14 protein-coding genes are annotated in these 15,317 nt (G+C 34.5%); 5 read left to right on the top strand and 9 right to left on the bottom strand.

The window, feature by feature from the left end; translation table 11 throughout:
• Nucleotides 1–28: 28 nt before the first annotated feature.
• From LBYS_RS12290 to mraY, 9 genes are all read right to left on the bottom strand, one after another.
• Complete coding sequence (locus LBYS_RS12290) at nucleotides 29–808, bottom strand: glycosyltransferase family 2 protein (protein WP_041823681.1); 780 nt, start codon at nucleotides 806–808, stop codon at nucleotides 29–31.
• A 79-nt stretch (nucleotides 809–887) separates the two neighbouring features.
• Nucleotides 888–2,102: a glycosyltransferase gene (locus LBYS_RS12295; RefSeq protein ID WP_013409175.1), complete on the bottom strand. Its 1,215-nt coding sequence runs from the start codon at nucleotides 2,100–2,102 to the stop codon at nucleotides 888–890.
• A complete protein-coding gene (locus LBYS_RS12300; protein ID WP_013409176.1) occupies nucleotides 2,099–2,689 on the bottom strand; it encodes a serine O-acetyltransferase in 591 nt (196 codons plus the stop codon). Before LBYS_RS12300 ends, LBYS_RS12295 begins: the two co-directional genes overlap by 4 nt.
• 38 nt (nucleotides 2,690–2,727) lie before the next feature.
• Nucleotides 2,728–3,807 (bottom strand): EpsG family protein, encoded by a 1,080-nt coding sequence (locus LBYS_RS12305; RefSeq protein ID WP_013409177.1) that lies wholly within the window; start codon nucleotides 3,805–3,807, stop codon nucleotides 2,728–2,730.
• 19 nt (nucleotides 3,808–3,826) lie between these two features.
• Entirely contained in the window at nucleotides 3,827–4,813 is a 987-nt protein-coding gene (locus tag LBYS_RS18370) for a glycosyltransferase family 2 protein (protein WP_013409178.1), read from the bottom strand.
• A 6-nt stretch (nucleotides 4,814–4,819) separates the two neighbouring features.
• Nucleotides 4,820–5,941, bottom strand: coding sequence for a polysaccharide pyruvyl transferase family protein (locus LBYS_RS12315; RefSeq protein ID WP_013409179.1), 1,122 nt, complete (start codon nucleotides 5,939–5,941; stop codon nucleotides 4,820–4,822).
• Nucleotides 5,942–7,006: 1,065 nt separating this feature from the next.
• Nucleotides 7,007–8,032: a Wzz/FepE/Etk N-terminal domain-containing protein gene (locus LBYS_RS12320; RefSeq protein WP_013409180.1), complete on the bottom strand. Its 1,026-nt coding sequence runs from the start codon at nucleotides 8,030–8,032 to the stop codon at nucleotides 7,007–7,009.
• A 1-nt stretch (nucleotide 8,033) separates the two neighbouring features.
• The gene (locus LBYS_RS12325; RefSeq protein ID WP_041823684.1) at nucleotides 8,034–10,331 is read right to left on the bottom strand and encodes an SLBB domain-containing protein; all 2,298 of its coding nucleotides are present in this window, start codon (nucleotides 10,329–10,331) and stop codon (nucleotides 8,034–8,036) included.
• 292 nt (nucleotides 10,332–10,623) lie between these two features.
• Nucleotides 10,624–11,817: a phospho-N-acetylmuramoyl-pentapeptide-transferase gene (mraY, locus tag LBYS_RS12330; protein ID WP_013409182.1), complete on the bottom strand. Its 1,194-nt coding sequence runs from the start codon at nucleotides 11,815–11,817 to the stop codon at nucleotides 10,624–10,626.
• 114 nt (nucleotides 11,818–11,931) lie between these two features.
• Here mraY and LBYS_RS12335 point away from each other — a divergent pair, with 114 nt between their 5' ends.
• The 5 genes from LBYS_RS12335 (at nucleotide 11,932) to LBYS_RS12355 (ending at nucleotide 15,314) form a co-directional block, all read left to right on the top strand.
• The gene (locus LBYS_RS12335) at nucleotides 11,932–12,465 is read left to right on the top strand and encodes a Crp/Fnr family transcriptional regulator (protein ID WP_013409183.1); all 534 of its coding nucleotides are present in this window, start codon (nucleotides 11,932–11,934) and stop codon (nucleotides 12,463–12,465) included.
• 67 nt (nucleotides 12,466–12,532) lie between these two features.
• Nucleotides 12,533–13,279 (top strand): hypothetical protein, encoded by a 747-nt coding sequence (locus LBYS_RS12340; RefSeq protein WP_041823686.1) that lies wholly within the window; start codon nucleotides 12,533–12,535, stop codon nucleotides 13,277–13,279.
• Between the two features lie 531 nt (nucleotides 13,280–13,810).
• Complete coding sequence (locus LBYS_RS12345) at nucleotides 13,811–14,140, top strand: ArsR/SmtB family transcription factor (RefSeq protein WP_013409185.1); 330 nt, start codon at nucleotides 13,811–13,813, stop codon at nucleotides 14,138–14,140.
• A gap of 76 nt (nucleotides 14,141–14,216) precedes the next feature.
• Nucleotides 14,217–14,681, top strand: coding sequence for a DUF6428 family protein (locus LBYS_RS12350; RefSeq protein WP_041823688.1), 465 nt, complete (start codon nucleotides 14,217–14,219; stop codon nucleotides 14,679–14,681).
• Nucleotides 14,682–14,699: 18 nt separating this feature from the next.
• Complete coding sequence (locus tag LBYS_RS12355) at nucleotides 14,700–15,314, top strand: arsenate-mycothiol transferase ArsC (RefSeq protein ID WP_013409187.1); 615 nt, start codon at nucleotides 14,700–14,702, stop codon at nucleotides 15,312–15,314.
• Nucleotides 15,315–15,317: the final 3 nt, after the last annotated feature.

Below are 15,317 nucleotides of genomic sequence, written 5' to 3' on the forward strand. Positions count from 1 at the left end.
AATTAATTTCAAACTACTTTTTAATTCATTAAACTTTTTGGGTTATAAAACGCAACCTAAAATCTTCGCCAAAAAGTGTTGCAAGTTTCTTTAATCCTTGCCGAAATAATAGATAACATTTAAATAGAAGCACATGAAAATTGTTCCCTCCGTTTAGCAATATAACTTTTTTTCTTTCCTCCCATTTTTTACCTTCACTTTCTTGAGATACCCCACCCAGTCTAAATACTGCAAGATCAGCATCAATATATTCAAAATTTGCCCCTAACCTGGAGAATCTTCTAAGTAATTCCAAATCCATCATGTATTTAAAATCTAGTAGGTAATTACCATACTTTTTATATGCATCTTTTCTAATGAAAGTTGATTGGTGACATATATGCAATTTATAGGGAACTACTGGGAAATGCATTGTTGGGATATCTCTTCCCTGAAACCCACTTTTATCATTCCAAAAAATAGAATTTCCCCTAAAAACATCAACTCCTGGTCGATAATGTTGGGCCAATTTCTTTAAGGCACCCTCACACAGTAAATCATCAGAATTAATTAAGCCTATAATATCTCCAGTTGAAACATTAATACCTTTATTAAAAGCATCACTTATACCTTTATCTGGTTCAGAAATAACTATATCTATCTGATTCTTATATTTTTCAATTATTTGCAGTGTATTATCGGTCGAGCAGCCATCAACTATGACAAACTCCTTATTGTTATAATCCTGACTAATAATACTGTTAATTGCGTCCTCAATATAATCTTGGCTATTATAGCAGATCGTTACAATACTAATCTTTGGTCCCATTTTTAATAATTCAAATGCAAACAAACTACCAAAACACTTTTATTCAATAATAATTCATGTTATAGAAATTAATTAAATTCTACACTAGTGATCTATATAAATCAATATATTTTGAATATTGAATATCCTTATTAAAAAAAATCTCTGCCCTTTCTCTACAGTTATTAATGTATGCCTCTTTCCCTTTTTCTAAAATTTGAGATTTAGCATCTAATAGTCCCGTCAAATCACCTTTGGCTACAATCTTACCTGTATAATTGTCAACCGCTTCAATGCTACCACCAGAATCAAAAGTTATTACAGGTGTACCGCATGCTAGCGCTTCTAGGTTAGTTGTTGGAAAATTATCCTCTAATGTTGTATTTAAAAAAACGTCCGCTAAAGAATAGTATTCGGCAAGTTCTTTGACACTTTCCGTCCTCTCAATACAAATACATTTTCTGTTTGAAAATAACTTTTTTTGATTAGACTTGAGACCTACTAACAAAAGTACTTCGTCTTCTTCTAAAAACTCTGGTAATTTTACAAGAAAATCTAATCCTTTCCTTCTATCAAATTCCGATGCTACACTTAATATAACTTTCTTCCCAATTAAATTGTGCCTTTGCCTTAGAGAATTATTTAATTTGGGACTAAATATATTTAGGTCTATACCATTATTAATAACCTTAACTGGATAATCAGATAAAAATGACCTTTTGACCACCTCGCTTAACCAAATGGATGGTGTAACTATAATTAAATTTTTAACTTCAGTAAACGCTTTCTTTTTTCTATAAAAATTTGGTTTGCTTTTATCGAAAAACCAAGTAAAAGGATAGTCTTTTAAAGATGGACATTCATTACACTCCGATTCCCATTTGCTACAATTTGCATAATCAAAATATGCACACCACCCTGTAAAGCTCCAGCAATCATGCAATGTCCAAACAATAGGTATATCTTCTTCTTTGATGTAATCAAACAAAATTTGTGAATTCAAATAATGATTATGTAAATTATGGAGGTGGATGACATCTGGTTTTATCCTCTTGATATGTTTAATCAGCTCATAAGTTTCCTTAGTATTATAAAAACCATGTTCACCAAAAAATCGGGTCTGAAGTTTACTAATTTGCATCTGCGGAATAGAGCAGATCTTAAACAAATTTTTCCCTTTTACATTATTAAAATCATATCCAAATGCGACATATGAATCAATTTTTAAATTTTCACTTAACTCTTGCAGTTCATACACTATTCGCCCTGTGCTTCCGCCATATTTGTAACTATGATTAATTTGTAGTACCTTCATTTATTGTATTTTAGAATTTTTGCAGGAACTCCTCCTACTATAGCATTTTCAGGAACATCTGAAATAACAACGGCATTTGGTGCAATAACAGAATTGTTACCTATCCTTAAATTTCCAAAAACTATAGCTCCAGCGCCAATAAAGACATTATTTCCAATTATTGGTACCCCTCCTTTTTTCTCTCCAATTTCAACTCCCGGATAAATTGTAGCATTTTCGCCTATAATAGCATTTGGATTAATAATAATATATCCATAATGCCAGATTTGCAATCCAGGTCCACATGTATTTGGAGGAATCTGGAAGCCAGTTTTGTAAGATAGACGTCGCAACCTATAGAATTTAAGTACAACCGCAAGTTTATGGAGTGCCGCTGATATCCCTCTCTTTTTTGTAAAATATGAATTATTGAAATGAAATTCAGAATTTCTTAGGGTACAAAGATATTTATATATTACGTATTGCGAATTTATTGGATTTGTAACCAAAATATTCTTAATCCTTTTTATCCAGGATCCACTTAATTTGGGATAAAGCTGCGCATCTTTTGTCAAATAAATTTTGAGGTCGGATCTGGTTTTTATCATAAATATAAAATATCCCTAAAATAAATATAATGACTTTTTTAACGAATTCCCAAAATGGATGAGGTATATGGAATTGTACCACTTAATCCATGATTACTTTCAACAACAAAATAAAAAATAAACAGTAAAAGATATACAAATTGACAAAACGCCCTAAACCACGCTGATCTTATTCTGTTAATACTCATCAGAATTACTGCAATAAGTATAATCATTTGGTAGTACGAAACTCGAAAAGCTACTTCAAAAAAAGAAGCCATAAAGAGAAAAAATAAACAAAAGATAGAATTAATTAGTATTAATCTTTTTCTAGCCTTATTCTCATCCCCCACAAAAATTGAATACAACAAAAACGTTGCTCCAATTAAAATGTTCGCCTTTGCAGTTGCCACCCCAGAATCAACATACCTATCTGCCATTACTTCTTGAACAATTCCTGAACCAGATAAAAAAACAAGCAATTGTACCTTATATTGATAAACTAAAAAAAGAAATAAGGTAATTAAAGGTATTGAATACCACTTTCTACTTAATTTTAAAACTATAGGAAGAAAAAACATAATGAAAGCGGAGTGATGAAATGTCCATGCAAGAAAAACAAGAAGCAAGAACTTGATCCAATTTCCATTTATTAAAGGAATTAGAGAAACTAAACATATACATAATGCCAATTGTTGTCTCAACAAAGAGTAGCCTCCAAAGTAGAAAAATAATAAATATCCACTTATAAGTATGGCACCATTGAGCGAATCCTTAAAATAAACTGCAACTATACAAACCAAACTAATTTTTATAAATTCGCTTATAAAAAGGAAAAAATTTATTTCAGTAGATAATAGAGAACATATATAATTTAAAATAATATATCCATACTCACTTGTAGGAGAGTTACGTATTAAATCACTAAAACTATTTGAAAATAAGGCATAATAAAAATACTCTACTCCATATACTCGTAAGTCTATACCAATAGAGGTATCACGTAAACCACCCAATAATGAAAAAAAAAGTATGAAACCAAATATTCCTAGGGTGAATAATAATCTGTTAAACTTAATGAAAAATATCAAAAACAGATATAAAATTGCGCCTACGATAATGAACAAGTAAAACCCCATTAGTCAAAATTAATTTTAGTTACTTCCATATTCTTGCAAGTTTACCCAGAACAACGGCACAGCGGATTATCTTAATCAATTTGAAATTATAGGATCTATTATCTTTAATTGCAAAATATTTAAAAACTCTAACTTTAAAAGATCTAGGAACTATATTGAAAACCACATCACTAAATTGCCTATAATAATCAATTAACATTTCATTAGTTAAATTATAACGACCTGATAGAAATAATTCTATAATTGCTTCGGCATAATATAACCTTATTTCATATTTGAAATTTGAATCACTATTGATTGCAAGAACATTCTTATACACAACTATTAACAAATCATATGGATTTGAGGTTAAAAATTCTTTTCCAACTGGGGTAAAATTATAAAAGTAGTTACTCGAATAAAGGACCAAAATTGATTTAACATTTTTTAAATAATTGGAGACAAATAGCAGATCCTCCATGAAGTGAATATCAATTGGAAATCTGATACAATTTTTTATAATAATTTCTCTTTTAAATGCTTTACACCAGACATATCCTAAATATCCATCTTTAAGCTGCTGAACTATTTCTTCTCCTAATAAATCAATTCCGCTTATCTTTCTTTTTATTTTAGACCCTACGTACTGATCCTGAATATTTTGCCAATTAAAACAATAAAATCCCTGACAAATAATCTCTGTATCTTCACTAATATTACAAAAAAAATCACGAAGAAAATATGGGCCAACATAATCATCTGAATCACAAAAAACAATCCATTCTCCAACCGCATTTTCAATACCTAAATTTCTAGCACTACTAACTCCTGAGTTCTTCTGATAAAAATACTTAACTCTAGAATCTTTGGCAATAAATCGTTTACATATCTCTTCTGAGGAATCAGAGCTACCATCATTTACAATAATGACTTCAAAATCATTGAATTCCTGGCCCAATATACTTTCTATGCATTTAAATAGACTATTTTCACAATTATAAACAGGAACAATAACTGAAAATTTCATCAAATCTTAACTCTTTAGAGAATTAGTTAAAAAATTCAAGGAAAACTCCTTGAATTGTTCCAGCCGTTGCTCAATTTGACCATTTAACGGCGTACTAACCATAGTAATGTCGAAATCCTTTGGATCATAAATTAGTCTCTCCTCAAGTCCAAATTTCTTCAGAACAGATAAGAATCTTGCTAAACCTCTATTTCTATTTCCAATAACTACAAACGGCTTATTGAAGATAATTGCAAAAATACATGCATGAAATGAATCTGTTAAAACAAATTCTGCATCATAGAATCCTCTTATCCACTGTTCAACAGGAGGTTGAATCCTGGCATTTAATTTCGCTTTGGGATTTTCAACTTCCGAATTACATTTAAATGCTTTTAATCCACATTGACACTCAATTTCAGATATTAAATTTTCGATATCAGAATTTAAATCTAAAATATAAGTTAAAAAATTCCCTTTACTTAACGGAATATCTGCCTCTTTGAATAATTCGATATATTTTTCTTTAGGAAGCAATAAAGTTGGATCTGCAACATGAACAGCTGACCTTCCAAAATATTCCTCAACTAATTTCACACCTGAATCCTCGCGTACAGAAACTGAATGAAATAAAGTAATTAATTCTTTACACTTGAGTGTGTCATTTGTATTATACTCCCACTTATCTACCCCAAAAGAAGGTGCATATGCTATTCTTTTCACTTCCCACTTTTTAGCAAATTTTAGAAATGCATTTTCAATTTTTGGATAATATTTAGGTCTCCAAATTTGATCACTACCAACTACAAGAACATCAAAAAATTCTTTCGGTACAGAATATAAATCATTAATTTCTAAACGATTAATTTTTCTCTTTAAAAATACTTCTGTATGTTCACTTATTATTTTAAATTCCCTGTTATACTTAACATCAAAAAAAATTTCATCGTCAGTATTTAAAAAGATTCTTCTAATAGCTCTTTTTAAATATGAAAATGGCTTTTTATAAGCGGGGATTTTTAATAATGGAGATGGATCTAGAATCCAAACTTCATTTCCTAAGAGTTTTAACGTTTCTTGCAAAGCATATGCCTGGAGAATACCACCATAATTAGTGTGTAATGGTAGAGTTAGAATTCCAATTCTCATTCGGACTAAATTAAATTTATGAAGGAAAATTCAAAAGTATATAAAAACCGCACACAATTAATTTTATGAATTAATCTTAATCTTTTAATATAATTAATATCATAAGTTCTTGAATCCTACGATAAAATTTAACTACCTTCACAGACCTATATTTTTCTTGATTTATAATGCAATTGTTTTGCAATCTTCCAATTGACCCCAAATTAATTAACTAGCTGCCCCCACTATAAATCTATACTTCTGGAACAACTTAAGATCAATTAGAATACTCAATTTAGTCATAGAATTCCGGAGGATATTTTTATCTTTTCAAATTAGCAAATCATTATTAATTCGAAAAGAAATTGCATTATTTCGATTTATAAAAATTCGGCTTTGTCATTGAACTATGCTTTTTATTTATTAAAAAAGGATAATTACTATAAATTCTCCATTGGCGACACTTCCCTTCACTAGTATACCACCGAGTTTCGTTCTGGCAATAAATATAGTGGTAACTGTTCCATCAATAATACAAGATGATATCAATGCATCTACAAGGGACCCATTAGCAATTACTTTTGTTATAGCATTAGATAATTCACAAATCTTACATTTTTAAGAAAAACTTCCCCAAATATCCTAATCCTCGTCTACGATTTTAATCTAAACTAGATATATAAGCTATTTATTTTATAATTCAACATTTACACTTGATATAAAACTATTAAAACACCACAAAAATTAATCATAATTGAAATATTAACGTCTTTGTGATTTTCTAATATTACCATTGTATATGTCCACAGCTACAAAATCTCTGAAAACTTGTTTCCCTTGAAATATCTAATGAAGCTAAATAATTACTAAAACCATTTAATTAAAATATATATGTCAAAATCAGGTAATCAATTTTTTTGACCACCAACAATAGAGGTATAAAGAAAAATTATCAACTCAAATTTTCAGTTAAATATAAAAAAGCCATATTTTAAACAATTTTCGTAGTTTAGTCGATTGATATATAAAATATTTTTTTTAATATCAGAAATTAGTCTTGCAAGAAAGATATCATTACAATCCAAATTAATTGAAAATCAAATGATAGTTCTTATCTTTTAGAATTACATAAATTAAAGACAAAAAACTACCTAAAAAAATGCTAATTAAACATATAACTGTACGCTTTGGTGAACTTTTAACACTTGGAGCGATTGGAGGTTCTAGAATTTTGAATACTGGTGTTTCTTGGTGTAATTTAAATTTTGCCTCTTCATATTTCTTTAATAATTCATTGTAGAAAGTTGAAGAAATTCTATATTCAGACTCAATCCTCTCTCTTTTAATATCAGCACTTTGAAGTGCCATATCTTGAAATTGATCTGAATATCTAGCCTTTGCTTCTTGATTACTATAATATTTATTACGTGAGAAACTCAATTGCCTTTCTAAGTATTCAACATCATTAGTTAATTTCTTTGTACGATAATCCTTAACATAATTCATTAAGTATTCCATTGAAAATCTAGCTACTGCAGCAGCGACTACAGGATCTGGCATCTCCACAGTTATTGTAATTATTCCAGACTTTTTATCTATGGAAGAATATAACCGGTTTCTGAGAATTTTTATCCTTCTTTCCACCAATTTATTTAGAATTAATATGTCATCATTATCAACTTTATATTTTTCAACTAATTTATCATCAATAGACTTACCTTTTTCAATACTTTTATGAAGAAATTCTTCAAATGTTAATTCGACATTATCCTTCGTTTTCACTTTTAATTTGAATAATTCTAAGTAAAAAGGTGTACTAGATAATACATCTGGATACAAATCTGGACGAACAGCATCAATTCCACTACTGGCTATAGAATTCAAGTCTAAACCTGCTAAGGACGCTAAACCTGCAAACTGACTTAAGCTATTTGCTCCTCTACTTTGAAGTTCTGGCAAAATTTTCCCTTGTGTTTTAAACTCTTCAGTTGCCATAAGCGAATAAGTAAGACCTAAAATCGAGATAAATAATGTGACAATAATTATCCTCCACTTCTCGTTCCAAATAATCCTGAAAAACGCTTTAAAATCTATGTTAATTTCCTTCTCCATCTTATAATACCCTAATTAATGTCACAATAACCGCCATCATAGAAGTCACTGCCGTAGCCATGGTAACCACTTCCGCACGGCTCATCTTTTCTCTGTGTTTCACCGGAACGAATACCTCCATTCCCTTATCCGCCTTAGGATAGAAACGAATTCCTAGGAAGGATTTGGTTCTATCTGTCATACCGTTTGCATATCTAACATAAGTCTTCTTCACGTGGGCAGAGTCCGTAAATCCTCCGGCTTGCTCTATGTAGTCTCTAAAAGAAAATCCAGGTACAAAAGCCACAGAAGTAGGATTCTGAACTTGCCCATGGAGTTTCACCACCTGTTCTTCTTTTGGTATCACTAACCTATCTCCTTCCTCCAGAAAAAGATTGATGGCAGCATTCTTTTGGTTTAAAGCTTTCTCCAAATCCAAGGCCACCAATTTACCCTCTCTATAGAATTTAGCGCCCCTAACGTAAGCTTCATTTCGTAAACCTCCAGCTCTTTCTATGAGGTCAGAGATTCTCTCTGTCTTCGACTTGATCACGTATCTACTTGGATAATTCACTTCCCCTTCTATGGTCACGGTTTGTTGAGGCTGGTAGTTGGCTAGTGCCCGTATATACACTTGATCAAAAGGCTGCAGTACAAAGGATTTTTCCACTATGCTCAAGTCCTGGTTGATGCTCAAATCAAAGATCTGTACGGTAGCTTCAGCATTTTGGTCATTATAAAGTCTCCTGGCTACCTCTATTCTGCCCGCAGCGGCTCCTTGTTTAAAGCCTCCCGCCATAAACACGAGGTCAGAAACGGTCAGGTTCTCAGTGAAATCATATTCTCCAGTTTGATTTACTTCACCACTTATGGTGACCTTCCTCGCTTCTCTTAACTCCGCCACGGAACGAATGATCAAAACGTCTTCCCTCTTTAATTTAAAGTCTTCCCCTTCGTTCAGAATTTTATTCAAATCCAAAGCGATAAACTCCGGATCCAGGTTTTCTCTTTCTCTTTTCAGAATAGCTCTGCCTTTAAACGCATCCTCTCTTAAACCGTCTGCCTTCTTGATCAACTGGGCCACGGTTTGCAGGTTTTGATCCAAAGCATACTGACCTGGACGGAAGACCGCACCGCTGATTTCCACCCGGTTGGTATAACGATCCAGAATGGCACCCGCATGAAGCTCGTCTCCGTTCTTTAAGCTTACATCATTGTCTATAGCTATATTCCTGATCTCTAATTCCTTGTCGGTCTTTCTTTTTAAGGTCAAAGAAGCCTTATAAGCCGTCTCTGTAAAACCACCGCTATATGCCAGAAGATCCTTCATCCCTTCTCCTGATTTCAACTCGTACCTCATGGGTCTTTTTACCTCTCCGGTAATCTTTACGATGATCTCTGAAGTGGGGATCATCACTACGTCCTGATCCTTCAATCCTACGTCTCCGGTTAATAAACCTTTTTGTAGGAATTCATAAAGATCTAGACGGTGAATCACTTTATTGTTTCTGATCAATTGGATATTTCGGAAGGAACCAATGTTCGTTGGGCCACCTGACTGATACAAAACATTAAATAAAGTAGCTAAGGAAGAAACCGTATAGGTACCCGGATGTGTAACCTCACCTATCACCGTTACCTTAATGCTCTTCACTTTTGCCAGAGTGAGATCCAGATTCAGAGAACCATTGTTTAAGCCTGCATATAAAGTACCTAAACGTTGACGAAGTTTAGCCTTGGCTTCATTCACTGTCAAACCGTTTACATAGATAGGAGCAAAATGTTCCAATTTCACCGTTCCTTCTTCTGAAACCAAGAGGGTATAGTCCTTAGCTGCGTACCCGGTGATGCTGGCTCTCAATTCATCCCCTGTACCCAATACGTAATTAGGGGGAGTAGGTATTCTGAGATTAGGCTCGAAGGTCAAAGATTTATTTCTAAACAAGGAGGTACCGTATAGCGCATCACTCATAATGGGAGTTTCTGACTTCACCTGTACTTCCGCACGATCTGCTACTTCCTCAATCTGCTCACGAACTACCGCGTTAGTCGTTTCATTGGATTTACTTGTTCCCGTCTTAATCCTAGCTAACCGCTCTCTTAATTTTATGATATCAGAGTTAGTATAGCCTCTGGATTTGGCAATGATCTCTACCTGTTCCTCCGTTAAGCCTCTCTTTTCTACTTCTTGTAAGAAGGTTTCAAGTTGCTTATCTGATACAGATTCCACCGGAGGGAGAGTTTGGGCGTGTAATGAAGTCCCAAGAAAGACGAAGAAAAATAACAATTTAATGAGCTTCATGCCTCTGGATTTTTTCATAGAAATAAAGGATCGCATCTTTAAAAGGCGCAAGTTAGAACATATTTTCGTTTTTATCCCTTCGCTTCCCGTTTTCAGGAAACTAAGAGATAATTAAATATTTGATTATGAATATTTTATGAAATATTAAAATATCCTTAAATTCTTCTACACTCTCACCACAAAATTAGGGTTAATTTCCCTCAAATAAAAGAACTTAAGGAAACGCAAGATTCGGCTAACAAAAGACAAAATACTCAATACCAATACCTTACGCCCAAAACGAAACCATTATCTATTTATTAAGTGGTTCTTATCTCAACTTCAAGGTCACTATACTCACTATGGCCAAGAGGATTCCAATGATCCAAAAACGGGTAACGATCTTGGCTTCGTGTTGGCCCTTCTTCTGATAATGATGATGCAATGGCGCCATCAGGAATAATCTGTGCTTTTGGGCATACTCCAAACCGTGCCTCCGCCTTTGGTACTTGAAATAAAAGACCTGAGCCATCACCGAGAGATTTTCCACCAGGAAGATTCCACAAAACACCGGAATCAATAATTCCTTTCTCAAGATCAAGGCCATGGTAGCAATCACAGAACCTAGCATCAAAGAACCCGTATCTCCCATAAACACAGAAGCCGGATAGGAATTATACCACAAGAATCCTACACAGGCTCCCACAAATGCTGCTGAAAAGATAGCCAACTCCCCGGCATTCGGTATCAACATGATGTTCAGGTATTCTGCAAAGATCTTGTTTCCTGACAAAAACGCGAATATCGCTAAAGTCACTCCTATGATAGCAGAGGTACCCGCCGCTAAACCATCTATACCGTCTGTAATGTTAGCAGCGTTAGAAACCGCAGTGATAATAAAAATACAGATCAGTACATAAGGTAACCATCCTAAGCTATCCGGAAGATATTGGGAAAAGATATGGTAATCCAATAAGTTATTCTTAGTGAAAGGTACTGTGGTGTGCAGAGAAGTGGTATCTATGTATTGGCCGCCTCCCGTAAATTGTCGGATGGTGACGTTCTTATTATAATACAGCGTTAATCCCACGATCAAGCCCAAACCTATCTGGCCTATGACCTTGAATCTGCCTTTTAATCCTTCTTTGTTCTTACGGAAAACCTTGATATAGTCATCAGCAAAACCGATCAAGCTGGTCCACACCGTGGCTACGATCAACAAGATGATATAGACGTTATCTAATCGGGCGAATAATAATACAGGAATCAAAAGAGAAGCCAGGATAATGAATCCACCCATGGTAGGGGTTCCCTTCTTCTCCATCTGACCATGAAGGCCCAAATCACGGATGCTTTCACCTATCTGCAGCATCTGCAATTTGTGAATGATTCTCTTACCAAAAATAGCTGCAATACTCAGAGATACTATTATGGCAGCAGAGGCTCTAAAAGAAATAAAACGCCATACCCCGGCGCCCGGTAAATCAAAGACTTTATCTAGATACTCAAAGAAGTAGTACAGCATACTTAGTTAGTTTGGAACAAAAGTACAAGAATCCCCGCCAAAACAGGGGCGAAAAGCCCTACAATTTTTCATTTTTTCAACAAAATTCCATTTGATAGCGAAAAACTTCAATTTATGAAAAATTTTGCGCTTGACACTTATGCTCAATGCTTTATAATTTCAGCAACCAATCTACACAAAACTATGTATGCACCTATTATTCAACACGTACCCAAAGGAATGATTCTGTCCAAACCCGGACAAATCTATCTCGTAAAAAAAGGAGTAGTCAGAGAGTTTATTACCCTCAACTCCGGAGATGAAGTCACCACACAAATGATCCCGGAGAAGGAGTATTTCTTTTGTTCTTCCAAAAGCTCTCGACAAAAATACCAGGTCCTGGAAGCCTCCATCTTACAGCGTATGGAAAATCCGGGCCCGAGAGAATTGACCTCCATCTTAGAAGAAACCCTTTCCAGAATCGAGCTTAGGGCAGAACTTCTTAAACTGAAAAGGCCGGGAGAGCGCTTGGAAACCTTCGAGAAACAGTACCCTAACCTCTGTAATCGGGTACCTCATTACCATGTAGCATCCCTTCTGAACATTACTCCACAAACCTTGAGTAGAATCAGAAGAATCCGCGCACTAAGAAAAAGACCTCCTTCTTGAGTTTTGGAAAGGAAAAAGTATATTGCATCACATACCGTACAAAATGGTCCATTCGTTATTTCATACTATGAAAAAAGCAATCTTTTTCCTTTCCCTTGCTCTTCTAGGCTGTGATGATTCCAAAGAAGAAACCTCAGCTCCTGCAGTCAATACCTATTCCCTGGTGTTCATAGATAAAACCCAAAGTGTCAACCCTAATGACCCTTTTGTAAAAGCCAAATATTCCGCCGCCTTACAGATGCTGGTGGAAGACAATATCAAAAATGCCGGAGATCAGATAGACCTGTATTACATCCATGAAAATACGTCTAAGGCAAAGGTATTGAGCATCATCTCCCGTACGGAGAAAGAAGATCAAACTAACATGAGTCCTACGGATAAGGAAGCTTCTGATAATGCTTACCATCTCAGTATTAAGAAGGAGCGACAAATCATCACCCAGGCGCTCATGCAGAAGTTTCTGGAGACTAACACCTCTTCATCGAATGCAGAAACCCACGTGACAGGGAGTGTGCCGGTGATCAGTGAAGCTTTAAAATCCAAACCTTCTGTACAGGTCTATTACTTCTCTGATATGGTAGAAAGCAAAAAAGGGGGAAGAGACTTCCATATCAAACCTCCGGCTTCAGCTAACGAAGCAGTAGTTTGGGCTAGAGAAGATATGGGCGATTACGAGCCTATAGGTGGAGCAAAGATCCACATTATCTTACCGTTCTCACCTAACAGCTCCAGTAAGATCAATAACCCTAATGTAAGTGCGTATTGGAAAAGGTTCTTCGATGAGCTAGGCGCAAATCCTATCAAGGAAGAGTAAGCAAAACCTTCTATGGTTACAGCTCCGTGCAGGTTAGGATAGGTTCTTCGATCAGCTAAACGCGAATCCAGTCAAGGAAAAGTAAGCAAAACCTTCTATGGTTACAGCTCCGTGCAGGCTAGGAAAGGGTTCTGCTATGAGTTAGGCGCGAATCCGGTCAAAGAAGAGTAAACTAAATCGTCTATAGTTACCGTGCAGGCTAGGAAAGGGTTCTTCTATTAGCTAGGCGCGAATCCGGTCAAGGAAAAGTAAGCAAAACCTTCTATGGTTACAGCTCCGTGCAAGGTAGGATAGGTTCAGCTATGAGCTAGGCGCGAATCCGGTCAAGGAAGAGTAAACTAAATCGTCTATAGTTGCCTAACCGTGCAGGTTAGGATAGGTTCTGCTATGAGCTAGGCGCGAATCCGGTCAAAGAAGAGAATCTGTGTTATGATCCAAGTTTTTGTAAAGGGAATAATAGTGAGTTTTCAAAAAAAAATCTTTTGTATTTAAATTTAATATCGTAATATTACGATGTAAATAAAATTAGAAATGGGAGTAACAAAAACAGAAATATATAAAGACGAGCAAAATAAACTTGCATCGCTTCTTAAAGTTTTAGGGCATCCAGCCAGAATAGCAATCCTGCAATATATTATCAACCAAAGAGCATGTATTTGTAATGATCTGGTTGAGGAATTAGGTTTAGCACAGGCAACTATTTCACAGCATTTAAAAGAATTAAAAACCATAGGAATTATTCAAGGTTCAATTGAAGGTAAATCTGTATGTTATTGTATTGACGAACTGGTATGGAAACAATTTCAAGAGGAAATTAATGGCTTTTTCAATCAGGATGTAAACGTAAAGCAGTGCTGCTAAGGCATTTTTTTATACTTTAACATCGTTATATTGCTATATAACGATGTTTAATTATTTGTTTAATCAAGTTAGTATTATGAAATTATCGGAAATCAAAGAAATTTTACCAGCATTAGAAAATGTTGAATTTCAATTAGAAAATGGAACATTTGTTCCTGAACACTTTCACGTTACTGAAGTGGGGCAAATAATCAAAAATTTTATTGATTGTGGCGGCGTGATCCGTAAGGAAAAAGTAGTCAACTTTCAATTGTGGAGTGCCGATGATTATGAGCATAGGTTGAAACCAGGAAAGCTATTAAGTATAATTAAACTTTCAGAAGATAAATTAGGAATTGAAGATGCGGAGATAGAAGTGGAATATCAAAGCGATACTATTGGTAAATACGATTTGGATTTCAATGGAAATACATTTGTACTGAAAAACAAAGCGACTGCCTGCTTGGCTCAGGATGCTTGCGGAATTCCTTCTGAAAAACAAAACAAAAGCTTTTCAGAATTAACATCAAATTCATGCACTCCAAATTCAGGATGCTGCTAAACCCTAAATCGAATATCTATGTATCCAGCATTATCAGAGACAATTCAACAGTTAGAATGGGAGAAAATCAATAACGATGAGCGTAAAAGTACCTTGCAGCCGTTGATTGATTTTATTCAATTAAAAATAAATAGTAAGCAGCAAATAAATATAAATTTCATTTGTACCCATAATTCGCGAAGGAGTCATTTATCACAGGTTTGGGCACAAGTAGCAGCCTCTCATTTCGGTATTGAGAATGTGATTTGCTATTCAGGAGGTACTGAAGAAACCGCATTATTTCCAAAAGTAGCAGAAACATTATCCGATCAGGGATTTAATATTTTCAAAATAAATGATGGCTCCAATCCTGTTTATGCTATAAAATATAGTGATAATTCCCCACCGATAATTGGATTTTCTAAAAAATATGACAATCCTTTTAATCCAGTATCTGCTTTTGTAGCTATAATGACCTGTTCACAAGCAGATGGTGGATGTCCATTTATCGCTGGTGCGGAAAAAAGAATTCCCATCACATTTGAAGATCCTAAAATTTCAGATAACACTTCCGAACAGACAAAGATATATTCAAAAAGAAGCTTACAGATAGCATCGGAAATGTTTTATGTTTTTTCAAAAATTACTAAATAGCCG

Origin of the sequence: Leadbetterella byssophila DSM 17132, from assembly GCF_000166395.1 — a bacterium.
Lineage (GTDB): Bacteria > Bacteroidota > Bacteroidia > Cytophagales > Spirosomataceae > Leadbetterella > Leadbetterella byssophila.

What these genes read in the sequence shown, in the direction of transcription:
- LBYS_RS12290 (WP_041823681.1), bottom strand. Translation starts at nt 808, where the DNA reads ATGGGACCAAAGATTAGTATTGTAACGATCTGCTATAATAGCCAAGAT.
- LBYS_RS12295 (WP_013409175.1), bottom strand. Translation starts at nt 2,102, where the DNA reads ATGAAGGTACTACAAATTAATCATAGTTACAAATATGGCGGAAGCACA.
- LBYS_RS12300 (WP_013409176.1), bottom strand. Translation starts at nt 2,689, where the DNA reads ATGATAAAAACCAGATCCGACCTCAAAATTTATTTGACAAAAGATGCG.
- LBYS_RS12305 (WP_013409177.1), bottom strand. Translation starts at nt 3,807, where the DNA reads ATGGGGTTTTACTTGTTCATTATCGTAGGCGCAATTTTATATCTGTTT.
- LBYS_RS18370 (WP_013409178.1), bottom strand. Translation starts at nt 4,813, where the DNA reads ATGAAATTTTCAGTTATTGTTCCTGTTTATAATTGTGAAAATAGTCTA.
- LBYS_RS12315 (WP_013409179.1), bottom strand. Translation starts at nt 5,941, where the DNA reads ATGAGAATTGGAATTCTAACTCTACCATTACACACTAATTATGGTGGT.
- LBYS_RS12320 (WP_013409180.1), bottom strand. Translation starts at nt 8,032, where the DNA reads ATGGAGAAGGAAATTAACATAGATTTTAAAGCGTTTTTCAGGATTATT.
- LBYS_RS12325 (WP_041823684.1), bottom strand. Translation starts at nt 10,331, where the DNA reads ATGAAAAAATCCAGAGGCATGAAGCTCATTAAATTGTTATTTTTCTTC.
- mraY (WP_013409182.1), bottom strand. Translation starts at nt 11,817, where the DNA reads ATGCTGTACTACTTCTTTGAGTATCTAGATAAAGTCTTTGATTTACCG.
- LBYS_RS12335 (WP_013409183.1), top strand. Translation starts at nt 11,932, where the DNA reads ATGAAAAATTTTGCGCTTGACACTTATGCTCAATGCTTTATAATTTCA.
- LBYS_RS12340 (WP_041823686.1), top strand. Translation starts at nt 12,533, where the DNA reads ATGAAAAAAGCAATCTTTTTCCTTTCCCTTGCTCTTCTAGGCTGTGAT.
- LBYS_RS12345 (WP_013409185.1), top strand. Translation starts at nt 13,811, where the DNA reads ATGGGAGTAACAAAAACAGAAATATATAAAGACGAGCAAAATAAACTT.
- LBYS_RS12350 (WP_041823688.1), top strand. Translation starts at nt 14,217, where the DNA reads ATGAAATTATCGGAAATCAAAGAAATTTTACCAGCATTAGAAAATGTT.
- LBYS_RS12355 (WP_013409187.1), top strand. Translation starts at nt 14,700, where the DNA reads ATGTATCCAGCATTATCAGAGACAATTCAACAGTTAGAATGGGAGAAA.